At 69.0% G+C, this 17,981-nt stretch carries 19 protein-coding genes and 1 tRNA gene; 7 read left to right on the forward strand and 13 right to left on the reverse strand.

Translation table 11 applies throughout. From position 1 onward, the window contains the following. Positions 1 to 3: 3 nt before the first annotated feature. Positions 4 to 402, reverse strand: coding sequence for a helix-turn-helix transcriptional regulator (locus tag KVS71_RS15165; RefSeq protein ID WP_254635826.1), 399 nt, complete (start codon positions 400 to 402; stop codon positions 4 to 6). Positions 403 to 581: 179 nt separating this feature from the next. On the opposite strand from KVS71_RS15165, the gene KVS71_RS15170 reads away from it, so the two are divergent. After that, the gene (locus tag KVS71_RS15170; protein WP_060921640.1) at positions 582 to 1,169 is read left to right on the forward strand and encodes an HdeD family acid-resistance protein; all 588 of its coding nucleotides are present in this window, start codon (positions 582 to 584) and stop codon (positions 1,167 to 1,169) included. A gap of 61 nt (positions 1,170 to 1,230) precedes the next feature. On the opposite strand, the gene KVS71_RS15175 is transcribed toward KVS71_RS15170, so the two are convergent. After that, complete coding sequence (locus tag KVS71_RS15175) at positions 1,231 to 1,995, reverse strand: SDR family oxidoreductase (protein ID WP_105949826.1); 765 nt, start codon at positions 1,993 to 1,995, stop codon at positions 1,231 to 1,233. Between the two features lie 121 nt (positions 1,996 to 2,116). Between KVS71_RS15175 and KVS71_RS15180 the strand changes: the two genes are divergently transcribed. From KVS71_RS15180 to KVS71_RS15195, 4 genes are all read left to right on the forward strand, one after another. Further along, the gene (locus KVS71_RS15180) at positions 2,117 to 2,590 is read left to right on the forward strand and encodes an NfeD family protein (RefSeq protein WP_025103445.1); all 474 of its coding nucleotides are present in this window, start codon (positions 2,117 to 2,119) and stop codon (positions 2,588 to 2,590) included. 8 nt (positions 2,591 to 2,598) lie between these two features. Next, on the forward strand, positions 2,599 to 3,528 hold the full coding sequence (locus KVS71_RS15185) for an SPFH domain-containing protein (protein ID WP_060921638.1): 930 nt from the start codon (positions 2,599 to 2,601) through the stop codon (positions 3,526 to 3,528). Then, on the forward strand, positions 3,525 to 4,301 hold the full coding sequence (locus KVS71_RS15190) for a glycerophosphodiester phosphodiesterase family protein (protein WP_144881083.1): 777 nt from the start codon (positions 3,525 to 3,527) through the stop codon (positions 4,299 to 4,301). The genes KVS71_RS15185 and KVS71_RS15190 overlap by 4 nt, the downstream gene beginning before the upstream one ends. Positions 4,302 to 4,417: 116 nt before the next feature. Next, a complete protein-coding gene (locus tag KVS71_RS15195; protein ID WP_060921636.1) occupies positions 4,418 to 4,801 on the forward strand; it encodes an RNA polymerase-binding protein RbpA in 384 nt (127 codons plus the stop codon). On the opposite strand, the gene lnt is transcribed toward KVS71_RS15195, so the two are convergent. From lnt to KVS71_RS15240, 9 genes are read right to left on the reverse strand one after another with little or no spacing between them, the layout of a single operon-like run. Then, positions 4,798 to 6,321, reverse strand: a complete 1,524-nt coding sequence (lnt, locus tag KVS71_RS15200) for an apolipoprotein N-acyltransferase (RefSeq protein ID WP_217584932.1) — start codon at positions 6,319 to 6,321, stop codon at positions 4,798 to 4,800. The two genes, KVS71_RS15195 and lnt, sit on opposite strands and share 4 nt — an antisense overlap. An 11-nt stretch (positions 6,322 to 6,332) precedes the next feature. Beyond that, positions 6,333 to 8,807 carry a DEAD/DEAH box helicase gene (locus KVS71_RS15205; protein ID WP_217584933.1) on the reverse strand — a complete coding sequence of 825 codons (2,475 nt, stop codon included), beginning with the start codon at positions 8,805 to 8,807 and terminating at the stop codon, positions 6,333 to 6,335. Then, the gene (tatC, locus tag KVS71_RS15210) at positions 8,804 to 9,562 is read right to left on the reverse strand and encodes a twin-arginine translocase subunit TatC (protein WP_060922611.1); all 759 of its coding nucleotides are present in this window, start codon (positions 9,560 to 9,562) and stop codon (positions 8,804 to 8,806) included. Before tatC ends, KVS71_RS15205 begins: the two co-directional genes overlap by 4 nt. Positions 9,563 to 9,619: 57 nt before the next feature. After that, positions 9,620 to 9,856 carry a twin-arginine translocase TatA/TatE family subunit gene (gene tatA, locus KVS71_RS15215; protein ID WP_025103438.1) on the reverse strand — a complete coding sequence of 79 codons (237 nt, stop codon included), beginning with the start codon at positions 9,854 to 9,856 and terminating at the stop codon, positions 9,620 to 9,622. 45 nt (positions 9,857 to 9,901) lie between these two features. Further along, complete coding sequence (locus KVS71_RS15220) at positions 9,902 to 10,885, reverse strand: YafY family protein (RefSeq protein WP_217584934.1); 984 nt, start codon at positions 10,883 to 10,885, stop codon at positions 9,902 to 9,904. Further along, complete coding sequence (locus KVS71_RS15225; protein ID WP_217584935.1) at positions 10,882 to 11,874, reverse strand: WYL domain-containing protein; 993 nt, start codon at positions 11,872 to 11,874, stop codon at positions 10,882 to 10,884. The genes KVS71_RS15220 and KVS71_RS15225 overlap by 4 nt, the downstream gene beginning before the upstream one ends. Beyond that, positions 11,874 to 12,806, reverse strand: coding sequence for a hypothetical protein (locus KVS71_RS15230; protein ID WP_217584936.1), 933 nt, complete (start codon positions 12,804 to 12,806; stop codon positions 11,874 to 11,876). Before KVS71_RS15230 ends, KVS71_RS15225 begins: the two co-directional genes overlap by 1 nt. 10 nt (positions 12,807 to 12,816) lie before the next feature. Further along, entirely contained in the window at positions 12,817 to 13,836 is a 1,020-nt protein-coding gene (locus tag KVS71_RS15235; protein ID WP_217584937.1) for a tRNA (adenine-N1)-methyltransferase, read from the reverse strand. Continuing rightward, on the reverse strand, positions 13,833 to 14,516 hold the full coding sequence (locus KVS71_RS15240; protein ID WP_324970194.1) for an HAD family phosphatase: 684 nt from the start codon (positions 14,514 to 14,516) through the stop codon (positions 13,833 to 13,835). The genes KVS71_RS15235 and KVS71_RS15240 overlap by 4 nt, the downstream gene beginning before the upstream one ends. Before the next feature lie 88 nt (positions 14,517 to 14,604). Here KVS71_RS15240 and KVS71_RS15245 point away from each other — a divergent pair, with 88 nt between their 5' ends. Then, positions 14,605 to 15,453 (forward strand): PAC2 family protein, encoded by an 849-nt coding sequence (locus KVS71_RS15245; protein ID WP_060922601.1) that lies wholly within the window; start codon positions 14,605 to 14,607, stop codon positions 15,451 to 15,453. Here KVS71_RS15245 and KVS71_RS15250 read toward each other — a convergent pair whose 3' ends face one another. Both KVS71_RS15250 and KVS71_RS15255 read right to left on the reverse strand, forming a co-directional pair. Then, entirely contained in the window at positions 15,454 to 16,284 is an 831-nt protein-coding gene (locus tag KVS71_RS15250; protein WP_060922602.1) for an undecaprenyl-diphosphate phosphatase, read from the reverse strand. A gap of 47 nt (positions 16,285 to 16,331) precedes the next feature. Then, complete coding sequence (locus KVS71_RS15255; RefSeq protein WP_217584938.1) at positions 16,332 to 17,627, reverse strand: M20/M25/M40 family metallo-hydrolase; 1,296 nt, start codon at positions 17,625 to 17,627, stop codon at positions 16,332 to 16,334. A 113-nt stretch (positions 17,628 to 17,740) separates the two neighbouring features. Between KVS71_RS15255 and KVS71_RS15260 the strand changes: the two genes are divergently transcribed. Continuing rightward, positions 17,741 to 17,823, forward strand: a tRNA-Leu gene (locus tag KVS71_RS15260). Positions 17,824 to 17,981 lie beyond the last annotated feature (158 nt).

The raw sequence follows: 17,981 nt of genomic DNA on the forward strand, positions 1-17,981 counted from the left end.
TGCTCACGTTAGGTGCGCCTCGGGGCGCGGCGCTTCTCGATTCCTGATCGGTCGGGTGAGCTGCTTGGCGTGGAACGACGGGATGCCCTCGACGTTCGCGGCGCGTTCACGGTACACGCTGGGTGGGACACCGACCAGCTCCGAGAACCGGGTGCTGAACGTTCCCAGCGAGGAGCAGCCCACCGCGAAGCACACCTCGGTGACGCTGAGGTCGCCGCGACGCAGCAGCGCCATGGCACGCTCGATGCGGCGGGTCATCAGATAGGAGTACGGGGATTCGCCGTACGTCTCGCGAAACCGCCGGCTGAGATGGCCGGCCGACAGGTGCACGCCCCGCGCCAGAGCCTCGACGTCCAAGGGCTTCGCGTACTCGCGATCGATCCGGTCGCGGACCTTCCGCATCACGACCAGCTCCCGCAGGCGAACCTCATCCACCGGTGTCACGTCATGATCCTGCCATGACGCCGGAAGACGGGGAATGACCATCCGCGACGCGCGGAGGCCCTCCTCCCCCACTGTCGGAGATCCGGCGCTACCCTGGGGGCATCCTCACAGGATTCTCTCAGAAGGGGTTCCCCGCCATGTCTGAAGCACTCGCTGAAACGAAGTCGTTCTTCAAATCCATCCGGGTCGCTCTCGCGGTCTCCGGCGTTCTCGCGCTGCTCGCGGGCATCGCACTGCTGGTCTGGCCGGTGAAGTCGGCCGTCATCGTGACGGCGATCTTCGCGTCCTACCTGATCGTCGCGGGAGTCGTGTACATCGGCCTCGGGATCTTCTCCCGCGCCAAGGGCGGCTGGTCCCGCGTCGGGCACATCGTCCTCGGCCTGCTTTACATCGTCGCGGGCGTCATCGCGTTCTTCAACCTGAACGTCGCCGCCGCCACCCTCGCCCTGGTCGTCGTGATCTTCATCGGCGTGAGCTGGATCGTCGACGGCGTCGTCGCGCTCTCGTTGCTCGGCAGCGACGGCTCGCGGGTGTGGACGGTGATCTACGCGATCCTCAGCATCATCGCCGGAATCATCGTGCTCTTCTCGCCGGCCATCGCCGGATTCGCGCTGTGGCTGCTCCTGGGCATCGCGCTCGTCGTGCTCGGCATCGTGCAGATCATCCGCGCGATCACCCTCGGCAAGGACGAGAAGGCGTTCACCTCGGGCGCTGCCGGCATCTGACCACGGACGCGTGACGCCCCGGACCTGCAGCAGCGGGTCCGGGGCGTCTCGCGTCTGACGACTATTCCGCGGCGAAGGCGCTCACGTCGCCGACGAGGCGGGTGTTGTCCGCGGGGACGGGGTCGATCACGGCCTTGGCGACCTCGGCGGCGAACTCGGACACGTTGTAGAGGCGGCCGGCAGACTCGCGGCGCTCGGCGATGGCACCCGGGTTCGCGCGCTCGAGCAGCGTCGCCGTGATCGTCCCCTCGATCATGTCGCCGGAGACGACCGTGAAGCCGATCCCCTTCTCCGCGAGACCGGGGATGAGCTCGCGCAGCGCGTCCTCACCGGCCCGCTTCGACAGCGCGACGGGCTCATATTCCGGCATCGTCGGCGTCGTGCGGATGAAGTGCGCCTGGTGGCTGGTGACGAACACGACGCGTGCGCCGTCGGACAGCAGCGGCGTCGCGGCGTTGAGGACGTTGAGCTGCGCGTCGCGATTTAGCTTCAGGGCGTAGTCCTCGGCCATCCCCGACTCCATGCCGCCCGAGGCGTTCAGGACGAGGACGTCGAGGCGTCCGTACTCGGCGCGGACGGCGTCGAACATCTCGGCTACGGACGCAGGGTCGGTGAGGTCCGCGCCGACGACGAGCGCCCGGCGACCGAGCTCCCGCAGCTGCGCCGCGAGCTTCTCCGCGCGCGGGGCCTTGTTCCGGTAGTTGATGACGACGTCGGCGCCGGCCTCGGCGAGGTATCGCACGGTGTCGGCGCCGATCCCCCGCGATGAGCCGGTGACGAGGGCCACCTTGCCGTCGAGGGATCCTGCGGGAAGAACGTCGGTCACGGGTGACTCCTCATGGTGCGTGGAACGCCGTGGGCGCACGGCTCTCACAGATTACCAAGGGGCGCGGTGGCGGCCCGTCGAGCGTCCTCGCGCGTGGTACGTTGACGGCAAAGGAGGCCGCATGGACAACTTCTCGACGTTCGTCACGTTCATCGACCACTGGGCATGGATCGGATGGCTGGTCCTCATCGCCGTCTTCCTCGTCATCGAGATGCTCTCCCTCGACTTCACCTTCCTCATGCTGAGCTTCGGGAGCGTGATCGGTCTCGTCACCGACTTCGTCGGCCTCCCGGTCTGGATCCAGATCCTCATCGCCGCCTTGGCATCCGCCCTCTTCATCCTCTTCCTGCGGCCGCCGCTCCTGCGGCGCCTGCACCGCGGTGCCGACCCCACGCGCTCGAACGTGGAGGCGCTCGTCGACCTCCGGGGCATCGCGCTCAGCGAGATCACGCAGATCTCCGGTCAGGCGAAGCTCGCGAACGGCGATACCTGGACCGCCAGGACGACCACCCCGATGGCCATCCCCGCGGGGGCGCCTGTCGCCGTCAGTGCGATCAACGGCGCGACCGCCATCGTCCGACCCCTCAACGACTAGGAGTACGCGTGGACGACGCATCGATCATCCCGACCGTGATCATCTGGATCCTGGTGATCGCGGTCATCATCTTCGTGATCGTCACGATCGCGCGGGCGATCCGCATCATCCCGCAGGCGACCGCCGGCGTGGTGGAAAGGCTCGGCCGCTATCACAAGACCCTCTCCCCCGGCCTCAACATCCTCGTGCCGTTCATCGACCGCCTGCGGCCGCTGATCGACATGCGCGAGCAGGTGGTGTCGTTCCCGCCGCAGCCCGTGATCACCGAGGACAACCTCGTCGTCTCCATCGACACGGTCGTCTACTTCCAGGTCACCGATGCGCGCGCGGCCACCTACGAGATCGCGAACTACCTCGGCGCCGTGGAACAGCTCACCACCACGACTCTCCGAAACGTCGTCGGTGGTCTGAACCTCGAAGAGGCGCTGACGAGCCGCGACAACATCAACGGGCAGCTCCGCGTGGTCCTCGACGAGGCGACCGGCAAGTGGGGCATCCGCGTGGGCCGCGTCGAGCTCAAGGCGATCGACCCGCCCGTCTCCATCCAGGACTCGATGGAGAAGCAGATGCGCGCCGAGCGGGATCGCCGTGCCGCGATCCTGACCGCCGAGGGCACGAAGCAGTCTGCGATCCTCGAGGCGGAAGGCCTCCGTCAGGCGGAGATCCTCCGCGCCGAGGGCGACAAGCAGGCCGCCGTCCTCCGCGCCCAGGGCGAGGCGGAGGCGATCCAGAGCGTGTTCTCCGCGATCCACCAGGGAGCGCCGGACGACAAGCTCCTCGCGTACCAGTACCTGCAGATGCTCCCGAAGATCAGTGAGAGCCCGTCCAGCAAGCTCTGGATCATCCCGAGCGAGCTGACCGAGGCACTCAAGGGCATCGGCACCGCCTTCACCCCGAAGGTCGGACCCGGGTCGACCACTCCCCCTTCCGGCGCGTGACGCACCCGTACTTCGTCAAGGCCGAGCAGCCCCGCATCCTGGCCCATCGGGGTCTGGTGACCGCCGAGGGGCGGGAATCCGGCGTCTGGGAGAACACCGCGGCCGCCTTCGCCGCGGCGCATGCCGCTGGGGCGGAGTACATCGAGACGGACTGCCAGGTCACCGCTGACGGTGACGTCGTGCTCTTCCACGATCACGACCTGCGCCGTCTCGTGGACGATCCGCGCGCCGTGCACGAGGTCAGGACGCGGGAGCTGAGCGCGCTGTTCGCTGACCACGGCGGTCTGCTCACGGTGGCCGAGGCGCTCTCCGCATTCCCGGAGACCCGGTTCAACATCGATGTGAAGACACCGGCCGCCGCAGCGCCGCTGGGCCCCATCCTCGCCGCGCACACGCATCGTGTCCTCGTCACCAGCTTCTCGGATGCCAACCGGCGGGCGACGCTGGAGGCCGTACGGCAGACCGGCACCGCGCTCCGGCCCGCCACCTCCGGCGGGAGTCGGACGATCGCGGCCCTGCGTTCGCTCTCCGCCGTGCGTCTCTCCCCCGGCAGAGTGCTCCGGGAGATCGACGCCCTGCAGATCCCCGAGCGCCACGGGGCGATCCGAGTGCTGACGCCTGCGCTCCTCCGCGCCGCCCACCGGGCCGGCACCGAGGTCCATGTCTGGACCGTGAACGACGCGGACGACATGCGGCGCCTCATCGACGCGGGCGTGGACGGCGTCGTGACCGACCGTGCCGACCTCGCCGTCGCCACGTTCCGGAAGCCCTGAGCGCCCAATATCCTCCGGCGCTGGGATTCCCCTGTGAATACCGCGCAGAACGTCCCGACGTGGATGAAGCGCACAGGCTCGAACGTTATACCTGACAGCGACGAGAGGACCACACAATGGCAGATCGCAGCCTGCGCGGCATCCGACTCGGCGCCCAGAGCCTACAGAGCGAAGAGGGCGTCGTTTTCATGGAGCGCCGTGAGACCACCTATACCTGTGACACCTGCGGACACGACACCACGCTCATGTTCGCGGCCGATGCCGAACCACCTCAGACCTGGGAGTGCCGTTCCTGCGGCGCGGAAGCCCGCCTGAAGGTCGACGGCGAGGCCGTCACCCTCGAGGCCACCGACGAGAAGGCCGCCCGCACCCACTGGGACATGCTCATGGAGCGTCGCACCCGTGCGGAGCTGGAGGAGCTTCTCGAGGAGCGTCTCGCCTACATCCGAGCCCGGCGCGGTGCCGGTGAGGACCCCACCCGCGAGAAGATCGGCGCCTAACGCCGACGGGCGCGCCACCACCCGAGACCGAGCGCGCCCAGACCGCCCCAGAGCAGCACCTGCTGCAGCCAGGGGCCCAGGACGATTCCCGCCGTGAGGCCGGAGCGGAGTTCGACATCCTCGAGCATCGCTCCGGCCTCATCCGCGTCCAGGCTCGTGACCGTCCGCCCATTCGGGAGGATGACCTGGCTCGTGCCGACCGTGGAGATGTTCACGACGCTGCGGCCCGTCTCGATCGCGCGCATCCGTGCGAACGCGAGTTGCTGGAGGTTCTCATCCGTGCCGCGGAAGTCGGCGTTGTTCGTCTGGAAGACCAGCACCTCGGCGCCGCCGTAGAGGCCCTCGGTGATGACGTCGTCGTAGATGACGTCGAAGCAGATGGCCAGGCCGACACGGACATCATCCACCTCGACGATCGGCGGGTTCGTCCCTGGGGTGTACTCGCGCTGGATCAGTCCGATGAGATCCGGCGCGAGAGCGTTGAAGAACGCGCGATCCGGCACGTACTCGCCGAAGGGCACGGGATGACGCTTGTCGTGCTTCTGCGGCGCTGTGCCGTCCGGCAGCCAGAGCATCGAGGTGTTGTAGTAGAGGTTCCCGCGGCCGGTGGCGGCGTTGGCGAGCAGTGGCGCATCGATGCGGTTCGACACCAGGGTCATCCGTCGCGCGATGGCGGAGTTCGCGAAGGGATCCGTGTCGAGCCCGCCCTCCGGCCACACGAGCAGGTCGACGTCCTCGCCGTACAGCGGCTCGGTCGCCTCGGTCTGCGCCTGGATCACGGCGAAGGGCTCGCGCTCGTCGAAGTAGCCGGTCGGCCCGTTCCCCTGCACCGCGGCGATGCGCATCGACCCCGACGGCGTGGTCGGGAAGAGCGGCATGAAGAAGAGGATCAGGACGAGAGCGGCCGGCGCGAGCAGGGTGATCGGTCGTCGCCAGAACCCCACCCGGATGATCTCGATCACCATCGCGACGAGGAACACCATGAGGAAGCTCAGCCCGCTCACGCCGATCCAGGAGGAGAGCGCGGCGAGCGGACTCTCGGCCTGACTCATCCCGAGACGAGCCCAGGGGAAGCCGCCGTACGGCCACCAGCCGAGGAACAGCTCCCGCCCCACCCAGAGCGCCGCGACGACGGCCGGGAGGGTCAGCAGGCGTCCCGCCATGCCCGGCCAGGCCCGGGGCAGCCACCGGTACGCGAGGGTCACGGGGATGAGCCCGACGGCCGTGAGGACGCCCTCGACGACGCTCAGGGCGGCCCACGGCAGCGGCCCGAGGTATCGAGAGGTCCAGGACACGAGCAGAGCGAAGAACACGATGCCGTAGACGAGCCCCACGAGCAGTGCTCCTCCGGCCCGCCGCCCGATCAGCGCGAGCAGCAGCAGGGCCGTGGCAGGGAAGGCCAGGATCCAGATCGCCGCCTCGGGGAACGCGAGGTCCATGAGCAGCGCTGCCAGGGCGGCCAGGGGAACGGCGGCCCACAGGGGCAGGAGGGCGCGTCGACGGACGGAGGCTTCGGTCATGCGGGCGGATCTCACATCGAGGAGTAGGCGACGATGCCACGGCGCACACCGTCGAGGGCAGCCCGGGCGGTGCGTGCGAGCACGGCGTCTTCCGCGACGATGGACAGCTGATCCAGGAGGTCGATGGTCTGCTTCGCCCACCGCACGAAATCGCCGGCCGCCATGTCGGCGTCGATGAGGACGCGGTCGAGCATCCCGCCGCGCGCCCAGGCGTGCATCGCACCCGCGAGCCCGGCGGCCAGCGGCTCGCTTCCCGGGAGCTGATGGTCCTGCTCCAGGTCGTCGAGCTCCGCCCAGAGCGCGGTCGTCTTCTCGTATGCCGCTCGGAAGGCGCCCCTCGGGAGGCCCCGCTCCCCCGCGTTCGCTTCGTCGCGGCGCGGCTCGTACACCAGGCAGCATGCCATCGCGGCCAGCGACGGCGCATCCAGCCCCTTCCAGAGGCCCTGACGCAGCGACTCTGCCACGAGCAGATCACGCTCACCGTAGATCCGCCGCATCGTGCGCCCGGCATCGGTCAGGTGCATCCCGTCCTCGTCACGACGGACGTAGTCCAGTGTCTCCAGCACCTCGACGACACGGTCGAAGACGCGGGCCACCGTGCCGGTCCTGGTCTCGATCTGACGGCGCGTGCGATCGGTCTGGCGCTTGAGCTTCCAGTAGCGCTCGGCCCACCGGGCGTGCTTCTCGCGGTCAGGACAGCGGTGGCAGGGGTGGCGCTGCATCCGCGTGCGGAGCGTCTGGATCCGCTTCATCCGCTTGTCCCGAGCAGCGCGCGGGGCCTGGGTGTCCTGCCGGTTCTTCTTCTCGAGGTCGCTCAGCTCGCGGCGGATGGCGGCGTACTCCGGGAAGTCGCCGTGCTCGCACGCCATCGCCGACTGGTAGCCGGCCAGCGACTCCTCGGCCTCCCGCACCTGTCGGGCGAGACCGACCACCGCGCGGTCCGCCTGGAACTGGGCGAACGACGACTCCAGGATCTGCCGCGCCCTGGTCTGCCCGAACAGATCGATCAGGTTGACGGCCATGTTGTACGTCGGCCGGAAGCTGGAGTTGAGCGGGTAGGTGCGTCGCGACGCGAGGGCGGCGACGGCCTGTGGGTCCATGCCCTCGCTCCACTGCACGACCGCGTGCCCCTCGACGTCGATGCCGCGGCGTCCGGCGCGACCGGTGAGCTGGGTGTACTCACCGGAAGTGATCGCGACGCGCGCCTCTCCGTTGAACTTCTCCATCTTCTCGAGCACCACGGTCCGCGCCGGCATGTTGATGCCGAGGGCCAGCGTCTCGGTCGCGAAGACGACCTTGAGCAGCTTGCGCTGGAAGAGGTCCTCGACGACCTCTTTGAAGGCGGGAAGGAGGCCGGCATGATGGGCGGCCACGCCCCGTTCGAGGTTGTCCAGCCACTCCCAGTAGCCCAGCACCCCGAGGTCTTCGTCCTGCAGAGTGCGGGTGCGCTCCTCGACGATGGCGCGGATCTCGGCCCGCTCCTCCGCCGAGGTCAGGCGGAGACCTGAGCGCCGTACCTGCTGCACCGCGGCGTCGCAGCCCACGCGGCTGAAGATGAAGAAGATGGCGGGGAGCAGGTTCGAGCGTTCCAGCAGCTCGACCACGTCCGGGCGGTCCATGCGCTCGATCCGACGCGCGTTCGCGGCGCGCACGGGGCGGCGCCCGCCCCGCGGCGGTCGGGGGGCCTGCCGCCCGGCGTGCCGGTTGCTGCGGTAGGACTGCGCCTGGCGGTTGCTCTCGTAGGTGGAGCCGGTGAACGACCGGATGCGCATGAGCTCCTGGTTCACCTGGGCCGTGGCGATGCCGGCACGGTCGTCGAAGAGCGGCAGCAGGTCGTCTCGCACGAGCACGTGCTGCTCCAACGGCACCGGACGGATCTCGGAGACGATGACCTCGGTGTCACCGCGAACCGTGTCCAGCCAGTCACCGAACTCCTCGGCGTTCGACACCGTCGCGCTCAGCGAGACCAGGCGCACGCGGGGCGGGAGGTGGATGATGACCTCTTCCCACACGGCACCCCGGAAGCGGTCGGCCAGATAGTGCACCTCGTCCATCACGACGTAGCGCAGGTCGCGCAGCGCCGCGGAGTCGGCGTAGATCATGTTCCGCAGGACCTCGGTGGTCATGACCACGATGCGGGCGTTGCCGTTGATGTTGGTGTCGCCCGTCAGCAGACCGACCTCGTCCACACCGTAGACATCGACGAGTTCGCGGAACTTCTGGTTGGAGAGCGCCTTCATCGGCGTGGTGTAGAAGGCTTTGTCCGTCGCGGTCTGCATCGCCAGGTGGATGGCGAATTCCCCCACGATGGTCTTCCCGGCGCCCGTGGGGGCCGCTACGAGAACGCTGCGTCCGTTCTCCAGCGCGTGGCATCCGGCGAGCTGGAACGGGTCGAGCTGGAAGCGCTGGCGCGCCGCGAACGCCGCCGTCTCCGGATGCGCCGCACTCTCCTGCGCCTGCGCATATCGCTCGGACGGCGAACTCATGGCGCGTCCGGGACGAGTCCGGCGGCGGTGTCCCGCTTGCGCTTGCGTCGGTCGAAGAGGAGGGAGAGTCCTGCCGCTGCGAAGAAGAGGACGATGAGGATGCCGGCCAGCATGAGCATGCTGACCACGTCTGCGGCCGGGGTCGCCAGCGCAGCGAAGATCGTCGCGATGAGGATCGCCACGCGCCACCCTTTGAGGATCGCCCGTCCCGACATCACGCCGGCGAGGTTGAGAGCCACAAGGAAGACGGGAAGGACGAACGAGATGCCGATGACGATCATCAGCTTGAACACGAAGTCGTAGTACTCCTGCGCGGAGTAGAAGTTGGTGCCGCCCTCCGGGGTGAAGCTCCACATGAGCTCGATGACGTGCGGCATGATCTGCACCCCGAGATAGCACCCCGCGAAGAACAGCGGCACCGCGGCGACGACGAAGCCGACGGTGTAACGGATCTCCTTGCGGGTGAGGCCGGGCATGATGAAGGCCCAGATCTGCCACAGCCAGACGGGTGCGGAGAGGAACAGGCCGATCGTGAAGGCGATGCGCATACGCATGTCGAACGCGGACGTCACTGTCGCGAAGTTCAACGCGCTGAAGTCATCACCTCGCTGTTCCGAGATGATGCGGATCGGACCGGTGATGAAATGGATGACCGGGTCCGCGATGATGAACGCCACGACCATGCCGACGACCAGAGCGATCGCCGCGTACATGAGGCGCTTGCGCAGTTCGACGAGATGTGCGCCGAGCGACATCCGCCGATCCCGATCCGCCGTCGGCATCACGGTCGGTTCGATGGCTGCCACGGCCGGTCAGGCGCGAGGCGGAGTCTCAGGGTCGGTGCCCGAGTCCTTCACCGTCGTCGGCTCTGCGGGAGCCGACTCGGCACGAACCGCGTCTTCTTCCTTCATGGCCTTCATCTCACCCTTGAAGACGCGGGCCGACTGGCCCATGCTCTTCGCGAGGGCCGGCAGCTTGGCAGCGCCGAAGAGGAGGAGGATAACGGCCAGCACGATGAGCAGGTGCCAGCCTTGCATTCCAGCGAACATATCGACAATCCCGTCGTAGGGGGGCTTTCCGCCCCAGTCTACAGATCAATCCTCGGCCGCAGGCCGGTGGTAGAGCGCGAGTCCGGCGGCAGCCCACTCCCGGGTGGCGGTCCGCGCGATCCCCGGATCCGTGACCTCCATCGCACCGCCGAAACGGGCCGCGAGCCGTTTGATGCCGCGGGGGTCCGCGAGGTGCAGCTGCGTGGTCACCATCCCGTCGCCCGCGCGGAGCGTCTCCGTGGGCACGAAACCGCTGAGCAGCGGAGCGAGGCGCTCCGGGACGCGGACGGTGACCTCGCGCTCCTCCTCCAGCCCGGCGAACGCCTCCGGCACCCGGTCGCCGCCGTGCGTGCTGGGGATGTCGGTCAGGGTCGGTGCGCTGACACGATCGAGATGGAACGTGCGCATCGCCTCGCGCATGTGGCACCAGCCCTGCAGGTACCACTGTCCGTTGGTGATGAGGATCTGCACGGGATCCACGGTCCGGGTCGTCGGGGCGGCGTCGGGAGCCTGGTAGGTGAACGAGACCGCCACGCCCTTCTGCAGGCCGCGGGAGACGACCTCGCGCACCTCGTCCACCGCGGTCGGGGCGACGACGACGTCGGCCGGGGCGTCAGCGGCTCCCCGCGAGAGCTTGGAGATGAGCCCGGCCACGAGGCCGGAGTCGGACACGGCAGGCACGGCGGCGACCATCTGCAGGCCCGCGAGCAGGGCCGCAGCCTCACGCGCCGTGAAACGCGGCACTCGACGCAGGGCCACGTCGTTCGTGATCTCGATGACGTCCTCGAGGTCGAGGAGATCCCAGTTGATGTCGAACATCTCCTGCGGCTGCTGCCAGTAGCCCGCCTCGCCGGGAAGGCCGATGACGGTCAGCTTCTCGACCATCGCCCGCATCTCCCGCGGGGTCACCCCGAACTCCTCGGCGGCCTCGGCGAGCGAGACCTGCCCGTGCTCGAGCAGATACGGGACGAGCGTCAGGTAGAGACGCACGCGCTCCGCGGCGAGGAGAGGCTTGGGCGCGGCACTCATGCCGACACCTCCGTATCGATGTGGGCCTGGACCACCGCGCGCAGACGGCTGATCACTGCGTCCCTGAGCGGTGCGGGCTCCACGACGCGGACCTCGGGTCCATAGGACGCCAGCTCGTCCGCCAGGATGTGCAGATCGACGAAGGGCACACGGATGCCTTGGGCGGCGGGTGTCGCACGCCGGCCCAGGCGCAGTGCGGCTTCGGTACCGGGGGTCACCTCCAGCAGCGCTGAGTTCTCGGCGGCGACACGTTCGAGGCCGCTCAGCGCCCGATCCCCCGCGCCCTCCCGCAACGCCGCGTCGAACGTGGTCGCACTCACGACGACGTCACCGACGATGCGGCTGAGCAGGAACGTCCGGTCCTCTTCGATGTCGACGTCTACGCCGTAGACATGCCAGCGTGCTTCATAGTCCACCAACGCGAGCGGACGGATGCGTCGACGCCGGGGAGCGTCCTCCCCCGGCTTCAGATAGTCGAAGGAGACCACCCTGCGGCGTTCGATCGCGTCCTGCAAAGGCGCGAAAGCAGCGTCGCGTGCGGTGATCCGCGGCGCGAAGCCGATGATCGGCTCATCGCCGTCGATGCCCAGGGCGCGGATCTTCCGGACGCCGGACTGCGCGTCTCCCGAGACGGACTCCGTGCTCCAGACGCTACCGGCGAGGCGGAGCACGGCAAGCTCCGCCGGAGAGAACTCGATGTCTCCTGGCAGGTCGTATTCCGCTTGCGGAATGCGGTATCGGGCCTCCCGCAGGTCGTTCGGGTCGGCGGCGTCACCGATCGTCTCGATCGGGACGCCGAGCGCGCGCAGCTCGTCCTTGTCCCGCTCGAACATCTTCTCCAGAGCATCCGAACGCGTCCCTGCATCGGCGCGTTGGCGATAGCCGGAGACGTTGTCGAGGATCTGCTGCTTGGTGAGCCCGATCTCCGTCGCCATCAGCGCCACGACGAGGTTCGTCAGGCGCTCTTCGGCAGGGATCCGGGCAGCCATCAGGGTGCGGAGACCGGGGACACGCCGAGGATGTCGACCACGACGGCCATCGCGGCGGAACTCTCGGTCTTCGGCAGGACGACGAGGACCTGGGAGCCGACCGGCTTCCCGACCAACGCGTCGGCCACCGGGGCGGCGATCTGTCGGATGCTGTCGGTGGCGGACTGTCCCCACGTGCTCTGCAGGACGGACTTGTCGTCCCAGTTCACCGCGGTGAAGTGGACGAGTGGCGTCTGCTCGTCGGTCAGCTTCTCGCCGTCTCCGCGGATCAGTGTCTGGACGACCTGCTCCTCCGGGGCAGCGCTGTCGGGGATGATGATGCCCGGGGTGCCGTCGTCGGCGCGCACCACGGTCGGCATGCCCTGCGCGTCATTGAACTGCAGCGTGCCCTCGGCCTTCGGGAGGAAGGCGTCGACGACATCGATCACGAACACCGCGATGTCGTCCTCCCCCATGCCGAAGCCACCGAGGTTCGCCTCGCCGAAGTCCTCCGGAGTCAGACCCGCGACGATGCGCGTGCCACCCGTCGCACACTCCAGGACATCGGCGAGCCCAGGAGACTGCGTTGCCCAGGAGCCGATCGTCGACGGGCGGGTGTTCCCGTCGTCGTACGTCGTCTGGAAGATCTGCTCGCCCGTCGCGCCGTTGTAGATCGAGATCTGCGCGATGAGCGGCTGGGCGTCATCCACGAGGGCACGCCCCTCCCCCGCGACCGCGTCGGCGTAGGACGTCTCCGTGAGACGCACCGGTGCGAAGATCTCCACCTCGGGCTCGGAGCCGACCTCACCGCTGACCGTGACGGCGCTGTCGATGCCGTTGGCGTGTCCGTCGCGATCGCATGTGGCATCGGCGGACGAAGAGGTCACGCTGCACCCCGTCAGGGCGAGGGCGGCGAGGCTGAGGGAGGCCAGAACGGCGGACGTTTTACGCACGCGCTCCAGTCTATTCCGTCGGGTGCTCGGATTCGCGCGATGCAGCCGCCAACCGCGCGCCCTCGGCGGCTTTCCCTGCTTCGCGGGCGCGTTTGCGGAGGTTCTTGTCCGTGATCTCGCGATCGCCCACCGCGCCCGGGGTCCACAGCTCCACATCCTCGTCGCTGTAGCTGCTCTTCGAGGCCCGACGCTTCACAGACGGGGCCACGGCGCCCGGGGCGAGCCTGCGGGCCGTGAGGAGGAACCCGGTGTGGGCGACCATGCGGTGGTCCGGCCGGACAGCCAGCCCCTCCACGTGCCACCCGCGGACCATGGTCTCCGACGCCTCGGGGTCGGTGAAGAGCCCGGTGCCGCGGATGAACTCGGCGACGCGGGAGAGCTGCGTGGCGGTGGCGATGTAGCAGAGCACGACACCGCCGGGGGTCAGCGCCTCCGCCACCGCCTCGATGCACTCCCAGGGCGCGAGCATGTCGAGCACCACCCGGTCGACGGTGCCGGGCTCGACTTCCGCGGGCAGCGCGGCGACGAGGTCACCGACGACGACGCGCCAGGATTCGGGGCGCTCCCCGAAGAACGTCTCGACGTTCGCCTGCGCCACCTCCGCGAAGTCCTCGCGGCGCTCGAAGGAGAGCAGGCGCCCCGTGGAGCCCACAGCCCTGAGGAGCGAGAGCGACAGAGCACCGGACCCGACGCCGGCCTCGACGACGGTGGCGCCGGGGAAGATGTCGGCCTGCATGACGATCTGCGCCGCGTCCTTCGGGTAGACGATCGCGGCACCGCGCGGCATCGACATCGCGAAGTCCCGCAGCAGCGGCCGCAGCGCCAGGTACTCGTGCCCGGAGCTGTTCGCCACGACCGAGCCATCGGGGAGCCCGATGAGGTCTCGGTGCCGGAGGACGCCGTGGTGGGTGTGCAGCTCGCCGTCTTCGCGGAGCGTCACAGTGTGCAGGCGACCCTTCGGGCCGGTGAGCTGCACGCGGTCGCCCTCACGGAAGGGGCCGCTGGGGCGCGGGGCGGACGTGGTCGTCATCGGGTGGCCTCCGTGATCGCGGCGCGGGAGCCGAAGAGCTCCACGAGGTCGGCGGCACCGCGGCCGTCGAGGGTCGGCCACAGCTCGTGGGCGCCGAGGCCGTCGAGCGGGACGATGTGGGGCACGCCGAGCGTCAGCGCTCCGGAGGCGAGGCCCGCGCGGAGACCGGTCGGGGAATCCTCGATGACCACGACCTCGGCGATGTCCACATCGAGGAGCGCCGCGGCCTGGAGGTAGGGCTCCGGGTGCGGCTTGGGGTTGTCGACGTCGTCTCCGGCGACGACGATGTCGAACGCCTCGAACTCGATCAGCCCGACCACGTCGAGAGCCATCCGGCGCAGCGACATCGTCACCAGTCCGGTCGGGATCCCGGCGGCGCGGAGGTCGCGGAGAAGCTCCTGAGCGCCCGGTCGGAAGGGCACACCCCGGGTCCGCAGCGACTCCTGCACCGCACTCGTGAGGTGCGAGACGATCGCCTCGGGAGCCATGTCGACCCCCGCGCCCTGGAGGATGATCGCGCTGTCGATGAGGCCGCTGCCCACGAGCTGCAAGGCGTCCTCATGGGACCAGGTGCCACCGAACGACTCCACCAGAGCAGTCTCGGCCGCCATCCAGTACGGCTCGGTGTCGACGAGTGTTCCATCCATGTCCCAGAGGACCGCGCGGGGCTTGTTGCTCACTGAACCCATGCTAGCCGGGCCCGCCCACATCCCCTCGTCGCGGGCTAGCCTGGGGGGATCGAATCCTCGACCGCGAAGGGAGCACGGCATGGACGTTCTCGGTTCACGTATCATCATCGCCGCCTTCGACGGCTGGAATGACGCCGGCGAGGCCGCGACGGGAGCCGTCGGCGCCCTGCAGGCGGCCGGCGGCTACGACCTCGTGCATTCGGTCGATCCGGAGCTCTACTTCGACTACCAGTACACGAGACCGGCGACGCGGCTCGACGCAGAGGGACGTCGTCAGATGACCTGGCCGGAGGCCGGACTGTGGCGCCCGCGAGACCCGGGCCCCGGCCCGGAGTTCTGGCTCCTCACCGGCGCCGAGCCCGCGCGCACCTGGCAGGCGTTCGCGTCCGAGTTCATCGATGTCGCGCTGCGCGACGACATCACCGGGTTCGTGACCCTCGGCGCGATGCTCTCCGACGTCCCGCACACCCGCCCGATCTCGATCTTCGCGTCGAGCCAGAACGAACAGGTCCGGGAGGCCCACGCCCTGGAGCGTTCGGTGTACGAGGGCCCCGTCGGCATCCTCACCGTGCTGGAGCACTTCGCTGAGAACGCGGGTATCCCCTCCGTGAGCCTCTGGGCCAGCGTCCCGCACTACGTGGCCTCGGCAGCGCCGTCGCCGAAGGTCACCCTGGCCCTCCTCGACCGTCTCGAGGAGCTGACCGGGGTGGACGTGGACCGCCGGCACCTGCGCACCGAGGCCGCGGCATGGGAGGCGTCGATCGATGCCGCCGCGTCCGAGGACGAGGACATGGCGGAGTACATCCGGCAGCTGGAGCGCACCCGGGACACGTGGGACTCCCCCGACGCGTCCGGGGACGCGATCGCCCAGGCCTTCGAGCGCTATCTGCGTCGCCGCGACGACGGCCGCGGTGACCGCAAGCGCTGATCAAGCGGACGCAGGGATGACACCCATCGCGAGCAGCACGAGCAGCACGCCACCGAGCAGGATCCGGTAGATCACGAACGGCAGGAAGCTGCGCTTCGAGATCCAGTTCATGAAGAACGCGATCACGCCGAGTGCGACGACGAAGGCGACGCCCGTCGCGGCCACCGTGTCGCCGAGCGAGAAGAAGGACGGCTCGCCCCAGCTCTTGAACAGCTGGTAGAAGCCGCTGCCGAACACCGCCGGGATCGCCAGCAGGAAGGCGTAGCGGGCGGCGGCGGCGCGCTCATAGCCGAGGAAGAGACCCATGGTGATCGTGCCACCGGATCGCGAGACACCGGGGATGAGGGCGAGCGCCTGCGCGAGACCGAAGGCGATGCCGTGCGGGTAGGTCAGGTCGTCGAGCGTGCGCCGCTTGGCACCGACGTGGTCGGCGATGCCCAGGAGGATGCCGAACACGATGAGCATGATCGCCACGATCCAGAGCGACCGGAAGACGGTCTCGATCTGGTCCTGGAACAGGAGCCCGAGCAGCACGATCGGGATGCTGCCGATGATGATGAGCCAGCCCATGCGCGCGTCCGGATCGTTCCGTGGCACCTTGCCGGCGAGGGATCGGAACCACTGGGAGATGATGCGGACGATGTCCCGCCAGAAGAACACGACGACCGCGGCCTCGGTGCCGATCTGTGTGATGGCGGTGAACGCCGCGCCCGGATCCTCTCCGGACGGCAGGAACGTCCCGACGACACGCAGATGGGCGCTGGAGGAGATCGGCAGGAACTCGGTGAGGCCCTGGACGATTCCCAGGATCAGTGCTTCGAGCAGGTGCATGGAGAGGCCTTCGTCTTTCGGGACGGCACGGAGCGCGTGGAGACCGCTCAGTACGTGCGCAGCAGATCGGCCAGCACCCGCTGACCGAAGACAAGTGAGTCTACGGGCACGCGCTCGTCGACTCCGTGGAACATCCCGGTGAAGTCGAGATCGGCGGGGAGACGCAGCGGGGCGAAGCCGTAGCCGGTGATGCCGAGAGTGGCCAGCGCCTTGTTGTCCGTTCCGGCTCCCAGAAGGTACGGGATGACCGGTACTCCGGGGTCGTGCCGACCCAGGGCTGCCACCATCGCGTCGACGAGCTCTCCCTCGAACGGCGTCTCCATGCCGATGTCGCGCACCACGGTCTCGATCCGGATGTCGTCGCCCACGATGCGCTGGAGCTCGGCGAGCACGTCGTCCTCGGTGCCGGGGATCACCCGGACGTCGATCAGCGCCTCGGCGCGCTCCGGGATGACGTTGTGCTTGTAGCCGGCGGTGAGGGCCGTCGGGTTGGTCGTCGTGCGGAACGTCGACCGCAGGAAGGCCTCAGCCGGGCCGGCCGCGGCGGCGAGGGCGTCGGGGTCGTCGGCGCTCCGGCCGGTCAACGCGCTCAGACCCTCGAGCAGCGCCTCCGTCGTCGGCGTAAGCCGGACCGGCCAGCGCGTGCGGCCGATGGCGGCGACGGCCTCGGCGAGCTTCGTGACGGCGTTGTCCTCGTGCAGGCGGCTGCCGTGTCCTGCCCGGCCGGTGGCGACGAGGCGGATCCAGATCAGGGCCTTCTCCCCCACTTGCAGCAGGTACGCCCGACGGTCGTCGACCGAGATCGAGTAGCCGCCGACCTCGCTGATCGCAGCCGTCGCCCCGGCGAACCACTCCGGCCGGTCCTTCACGACGAGCGCGGAGCCCTCGACCCCGCCGTTCTCCTCGTCGGCGAAGAACGCCAGGACGAGGTCGCGCTCCGGCTGCTCCCCCGCGCGCAGGATGTCGGCCACGGCGGTGAGGATCATCGCGTCCATGTTCTTCATGTCCACGGCGCCCCGGCCCCACAGCATGCCTTCCTGCACGGTGCCGGCGAACGGGTCCACCGTCCAGTCCTCGGCGACCGCGGGCACGACATCCAGATGGCCGTGAACGACGAGGGCCGGCTTGGTGCGATCACGGCCGGGGACCCGCGCCATGACGTTCGTCCGTCGCGGGATGGGCTCGTAGTACTCGACCTCGAGCCCCAGCTCCTCCAGATACGCGCCGACGTACTCGGCGGCCTCCCGCTCCCCCTTCGCGTTGCCGCCGCCGAAGTTGGAGGTGTCGAAGCGGATGAGGTCGCTCGCGACGCGGGCGACCTCCGGCAGGGAGAATTCGGTCATGGACTCAGGCTATCGAAACCGCGTGCCACGCCCGGGCGTCACGCTCGGTTCGAGACGCCTCCGAGAACGTGCTAATCTCATTCTTCGGTCGGCAACGATCAAATCCAACACCTGCGCGGGTGGCGGAATGGTAGACGCGCTAGCTTGAGGTGCTAGTGCCCGATAGGGCGTGGGGGTTCAAGTCCCCCTCCGCGCACAGAGAGCGAAGGCCCCGGATCCACGGATCCGGGGCCTTCGTCGTTCCCGCTGCGGGCGCGGTGGTCCGGTGCGGGCCCGCGGGAGGCGGGACCGCACCGCCCTCACCCCGCGCCGGCCCCGCAGAGCAGGCCCAGCTCGTAGGGCACCGCCGCCGCG

It is taken from the genome of Microbacterium sp. GbtcB4 (assembly GCF_019091465.1).
In the GTDB taxonomy this organism is placed as follows: domain Bacteria; phylum Actinomycetota; class Actinomycetes; order Actinomycetales; family Microbacteriaceae; genus Microbacterium; species Microbacterium paraoxydans.

Coding starts and splice junctions, on each gene's coding strand:
- KVS71_RS15165 (WP_254635826.1), bottom strand. CDS start 402: ATGCGGAAGGTCCGCGACCGGATCGATCGCGAGTACGCGAAGCCCTTG.
- KVS71_RS15170 (WP_060921640.1), top strand. CDS start 582: ATGTCTGAAGCACTCGCTGAAACGAAGTCGTTCTTCAAATCCATCCGG.
- KVS71_RS15180 (WP_025103445.1), top strand. CDS start 2,117: ATGGACAACTTCTCGACGTTCGTCACGTTCATCGACCACTGGGCATGG.
- KVS71_RS15195 (WP_060921636.1), top strand. CDS start 4,418: ATGGCAGATCGCAGCCTGCGCGGCATCCGACTCGGCGCCCAGAGCCTA.
- lnt (WP_217584932.1), bottom strand. CDS start 6,321: ATGACCGAAGCCTCCGTCCGTCGACGCGCCCTCCTGCCCCTGTGGGCC.
- KVS71_RS15205 (WP_217584933.1), bottom strand. CDS start 8,807: ATGAGTTCGCCGTCCGAGCGATATGCGCAGGCGCAGGAGAGTGCGGCG.
- tatC (WP_060922611.1), bottom strand. CDS start 9,562: ATGTCGCTCGGCGCACATCTCGTCGAACTGCGCAAGCGCCTCATGTAC.
- tatA (WP_025103438.1), bottom strand. CDS start 9,856: ATGTTCGCTGGAATGCAAGGCTGGCACCTGCTCATCGTGCTGGCCGTT.
- KVS71_RS15220 (WP_217584934.1), bottom strand. CDS start 10,885: ATGAGTGCCGCGCCCAAGCCTCTCCTCGCCGCGGAGCGCGTGCGTCTC.
- KVS71_RS15225 (WP_217584935.1), bottom strand. CDS start 11,874: ATGGCTGCCCGGATCCCTGCCGAAGAGCGCCTGACGAACCTCGTCGTG.
- KVS71_RS15235 (WP_217584937.1), bottom strand. CDS start 13,836: ATGACGACCACGTCCGCCCCGCGCCCCAGCGGCCCCTTCCGTGAGGGC.
- KVS71_RS15245 (WP_060922601.1), top strand. CDS start 14,605: ATGGACGTTCTCGGTTCACGTATCATCATCGCCGCCTTCGACGGCTGG.
- KVS71_RS15250 (WP_060922602.1), bottom strand. CDS start 16,284: ATGCACCTGCTCGAAGCACTGATCCTGGGAATCGTCCAGGGCCTCACC.
- KVS71_RS15255 (WP_217584938.1), bottom strand. CDS start 17,627: ATGACCGAATTCTCCCTGCCGGAGGTCGCCCGCGTCGCGAGCGACCTC.